7 protein-coding genes are annotated in these 3,883 nt (G+C 41.6%); 2 read left to right on the top strand and 5 right to left on the bottom strand.

Features of this window, described 5'->3' with window-relative positions:
* From ACWVCM_RS05845 to ACWVCM_RS05825, 5 genes are all read right to left on the bottom strand, one after another.
* On the bottom strand, nt 1-448 hold a 448-nt coding region (locus tag ACWVCM_RS05845), incomplete at its 3' end, for a hypothetical protein (RefSeq protein WP_455200784.1).
* A gap of 33 nt (nt 449-481) precedes the next feature.
* Entirely contained in the window at nt 482-895 is a 414-nt protein-coding gene (locus tag ACWVCM_RS05840) for a CBS domain-containing protein (protein WP_455200783.1), read from the bottom strand.
* Nucleotides 892-1,242, bottom strand: a complete 351-nt coding sequence (locus ACWVCM_RS05835; protein ID WP_455200782.1) for a P-II family nitrogen regulator — start codon at nt 1,240-1,242, stop codon at nt 892-894. The genes ACWVCM_RS05840 and ACWVCM_RS05835 overlap by 4 nt, the downstream gene beginning before the upstream one ends.
* Complete coding sequence (locus ACWVCM_RS05830; RefSeq protein ID WP_455200781.1) at nt 1,242-2,039, bottom strand: DUF1538 domain-containing protein; 798 nt, start codon at nt 2,037-2,039, stop codon at nt 1,242-1,244. The genes ACWVCM_RS05835 and ACWVCM_RS05830 overlap by 1 nt, the downstream gene beginning before the upstream one ends.
* A 15-nt stretch (nt 2,040-2,054) precedes the next feature.
* Nucleotides 2,055-2,792: a DUF1538 family protein gene (locus ACWVCM_RS05825; protein ID WP_455200780.1), complete on the bottom strand. Its 738-nt coding sequence runs from the start codon at nt 2,790-2,792 to the stop codon at nt 2,055-2,057.
* A gap of 339 nt (nt 2,793-3,131) precedes the next feature.
* On the opposite strand from ACWVCM_RS05825, the gene ACWVCM_RS05820 reads away from it, so the two are divergent.
* Nucleotides 3,132-3,464: a chaperone NapD gene (locus ACWVCM_RS05820; RefSeq protein ID WP_455200779.1), complete on the top strand. Its 333-nt coding sequence runs from the start codon at nt 3,132-3,134 to the stop codon at nt 3,462-3,464.
* Between the two features lie 64 nt (nt 3,465-3,528).
* Nucleotides 3,529-3,883: zinc ribbon-containing protein (locus tag ACWVCM_RS05815; protein WP_455200778.1), on the top strand; the 355-nt coding region annotated here is incomplete at its 3' end.

Here is a 3,883-nt window from a genome sequence, read left to right as displayed (position 1 = left end):
TGATGATGGTTTCTTTGTCGGCGGTATCAAACTGGTTTTCGATATTAATGATACTCTCGGTCATTTCCCATAATCTTTTGTAGGCTTCGACGCGCGGTATCAGTATCTCTGTTGTGCGGGCAAATTCTTCGTTACTAAGGTCAAATATTTTTTCAACTTGCCGGACTAGCTCATGACGCAATGCATCAACATCCTTGCTGACGACAAGTTCCGAAGATTTAATATTGTCGACAATCGCAGAATGTTGATGAATGATCGTTTCAAGTTTTCCATTGGTTTGATGGACATTATTATTTAGTTCGCGAAATGTCGCTCGTAAGTCGTTAACACGCTTTTGCACCCTGAAGAAGAGCACAAGGAATATTACCAGCAACAAGACCAGGAAGCTGACTAGCCCCAGCATTAAGTGGGTATTGCTGGCCAGTTCTGCTGGAATAAATTCGTTCAACGTGTTTGCCTCATAAAATTTTTCTATTCTATATCAATCGGGTAGCGTAAGCCCTTTGATTACCAGGTCCGTTAAACTTACTATTCCGATTACTTCACCATTTTGAAAGACTGGAGCCCGGGAAATATCAAACTGATCGAATAATCGAGCGCAATATCTAACATCCATCGCGTGGTCGACACTAACGACCGGTTTGGCCATGATTTCGTAGACGTTAACTCGATCGGGCGACTTATCTCGTGCTAGTACTTTTCGTGCAATATCTGAGATAAGTAACATCCCGTGTTCATCATCATCATGACGTTTGTTGACGATTAAACACTTGTTGCTAATGTGTTTCATTTTTTTCAGGGCATTTTCGATAGTATCCAATCCATCCACGGTGTCAAACTCTTTTTTCATTACATCCCTGACCCGAATGATCGGGCGATGTGATTTTTCTGTCATAGCTCATCCTCCACAACTTCTGTTAATCGTTTGACCTGGTGAGCGACACCGACTGCATCTTCCACGTCGATTTGAAATGCGATACCTGTTCCGGGAGATTTATCAAAAGCTGCCACGTCGTTAATTTTTTCGAGAATTTTCCGACTCAGGTGTTCTTCCACAAGCAGCAGAATGACATCCCGCTGGGTCTCCAAAGTCAGGCCAAAGAAAGTTTTGGTTTTTTCCAAACCTTCCCCTCGCGCCTGGCTAATCACGGTCGCACCAGTAGCGCCTTCCTGTCGTGCTGTGTCCAGAACCAGGTCGGTCTTATGATCCTCAACAAAGCAGATAATCAGTTTGAAATGCATTATTTCTCTCCTTCATCAGAAACCGTAGAAAATGATTCCCTGGCTCGCCACTCGGCGAACTGCGCGTATGCCATAACAGTAATAATGGGAAACAAACTGGCAAATGCGATTAATCCAAATCCATCCAGCAACGCACTACGTCCCGGTACTGTAGTAGCAAGCCCTAATCCCAGTGCGGCGACCAGAGGCACCGTAACGGTTGAAGTGGTAACACCGCCAGAGTCATAAGCCAGAGCGACGATCATTCGAGGGGCATAAAATGTTTGAATGATTACTACAATATAACCAGCGATGATGTAGTAGTGCAGGGGAGTACCGGTAACGATTCGAAAGGTACCGATTGCTATACCGATAGCAACACCAATTCCCACTGCGATTCTTAATCCCCACACACCTACCGCTCCACCTGAAACAGCGTGTGCTTTCATCGCTACGGCAATTAAAGCCGGCTCCGCGACAGTGGTGGAAAAACCAATAGCAAACGAAAAAATATACACCCATTTATAATCTTGCCATTGTAGCGTTTCATCGACTTTAGTCAGGCCCTCATAAATGAACTCGGGATCAGTTAACTGGGCAGCCATTATTTTACCCAGTGGGAACAAAGCTTGCTCCAAACCCACCAGAAAAATCGAAAGGCCGACCAATACATACAATATCCCTACGACTACTTTTTTTATATTTGGTACTGGTTGCTTCAGGATTAGAATTTGAAAGCCAAAAATAATGCCTATTATAGGTGCAATATCGCCTATTGTTGAAAACGTAGTAACAAGTAGCTGGTTGAATATTTCCATGGAATCCACTGTTCCTTAATACAACATACCGTATGCCATCACAAAAATCATAGGCGTTAATGATGCGAAAGCAATCAAACCAAAACCATCAACCATGGGATTACGACCTTTAATACTTGAGGCGAGGCCAACCCCGAGTGCGGTTACTAATGGTACGGTTATAGTTGAAGTTGTTACACCACCAGAGTCATAAGCGATACCAATTATTTCTTTGGGCGCAAAGGCAGTCATGATAACGACACCAATGTATCCACCGATAATGACATAATGAATAGGCCAGCCCTTGAGAATGCGAAGTACACCAACCACAATAGCGATACCAACGGAAAATGCGACAGTGAGTCGTAAGCCATTGGCATAGGAGTTTTTTGCCAAAGAAGCATCTTCTATGATACCGCCTTCAGCAGCAATAATCGCGGCTTCGTTAGCTACTGCAATTAAGGCGGGTTCAGCAACCGTGGTGCCAAACCCAAGAAAAAAAGCAAACACCAACAGCCAGAAAATGCTTCCTTTACGGGCAAAAGCATAGGCAAGAGATTCACCAATCGGGAAAAGCGCCAATTCAAGACCGCGGATAAATAATGTCAGGCCTAAAATTACAAATACTGTGCCTAATAGCAGGCTTGGCCAATTGGGGATTGGCTGTTTTAATACGAATAGTTGAAAAAAACTGACAACAAGAATAATGGGTAGCAAGTCACGGAAACTATCCAGGAAAGGCCTTAGTCGACGTAAGATTTCTATTTTACCCATTTGCCCTGTTTTTTATCGGCCATCTAACACCTGTTTATCATTGTGAAGATTGTGCTTGTTCATTTCAAAACAATTCATACAGTCACGTGTATATATAATTCAGGTTATCACGCAGTTAAAAAATTCTACTGCAGATTGAGCGTGAATTGAACGTGATTTTATATCCATGGGTGGATATAAGTGACTTGATAAGTTTTTATTGAAGTCTTGATCTAAGTCATCACTCATTTAGCGTATCCGCTTATAGTTTAATTATAGATAGGTCGTTGATTGTATACTGTTTTATTAAGCTATCAAACTATAGTGAAACGCTAAGGTAAATAACAAACGAGGTGCAAAATGTACATCGTCGGTATGTTTGTAATGGTAGATCCTGATTCTTTTGATTTGGTCGTACCAGAAATTAAAAGTTTTTGTAATGTTGATGTACAAATTAAAGATCAGGAATCAGGAAAATTAGTACTGGCAATAACCACCAGCCACGAACAGAAAAACAAACTAATTTTTGAAAAAATAAAATCTCTACCATTTGTCACAGCTGCTGAAATAATCTATTTTTATCGGTATGATGAAATGGAAGACGAAACAGTCGGGGAAGAAGGAAATAATCTGGCGCGTAAAGAATTGCAAACGTACAAGAGTTATAATTCAATTATTCATACACGACACTAATTTGTATAAGCTATATATTTGAGGTATACAACTATACAAACTACGGTGCGAGCATAATATTCATATGAGTGATTCTGATGCAAACAACAACCAACGTTTAGTCACTGCTTACAAAAGCATGGTTGAACGTGTGCGTCATCTGGTAGACAAGGCGCAAGATGTTAAACCAGAAGTATTGCATGCATTGGAAAACGCCAGGGACAAAGCTGTGGAACTGGGTGATTTAACCAGGGAAGAGGCCGAAAAAATAAGCGATTATATTATTCGGGACTTGCATGATGCAGCGGATTTTATTGAGGAGAATCGTGCGGAATTTAACGATTGGATAAGTCTTGAAGTTGACCTCATCGAAGATAAAATTCTCGATTTGCTGCCGCCGTTAATTGACGAAACCCGGTTAGCCCTGGATCAGTTGAAAC

This window comes from Kaarinaea lacus, from assembly GCF_975902315.1.
This window is presented reverse-complemented; position numbering and strand designations above follow the sequence as displayed.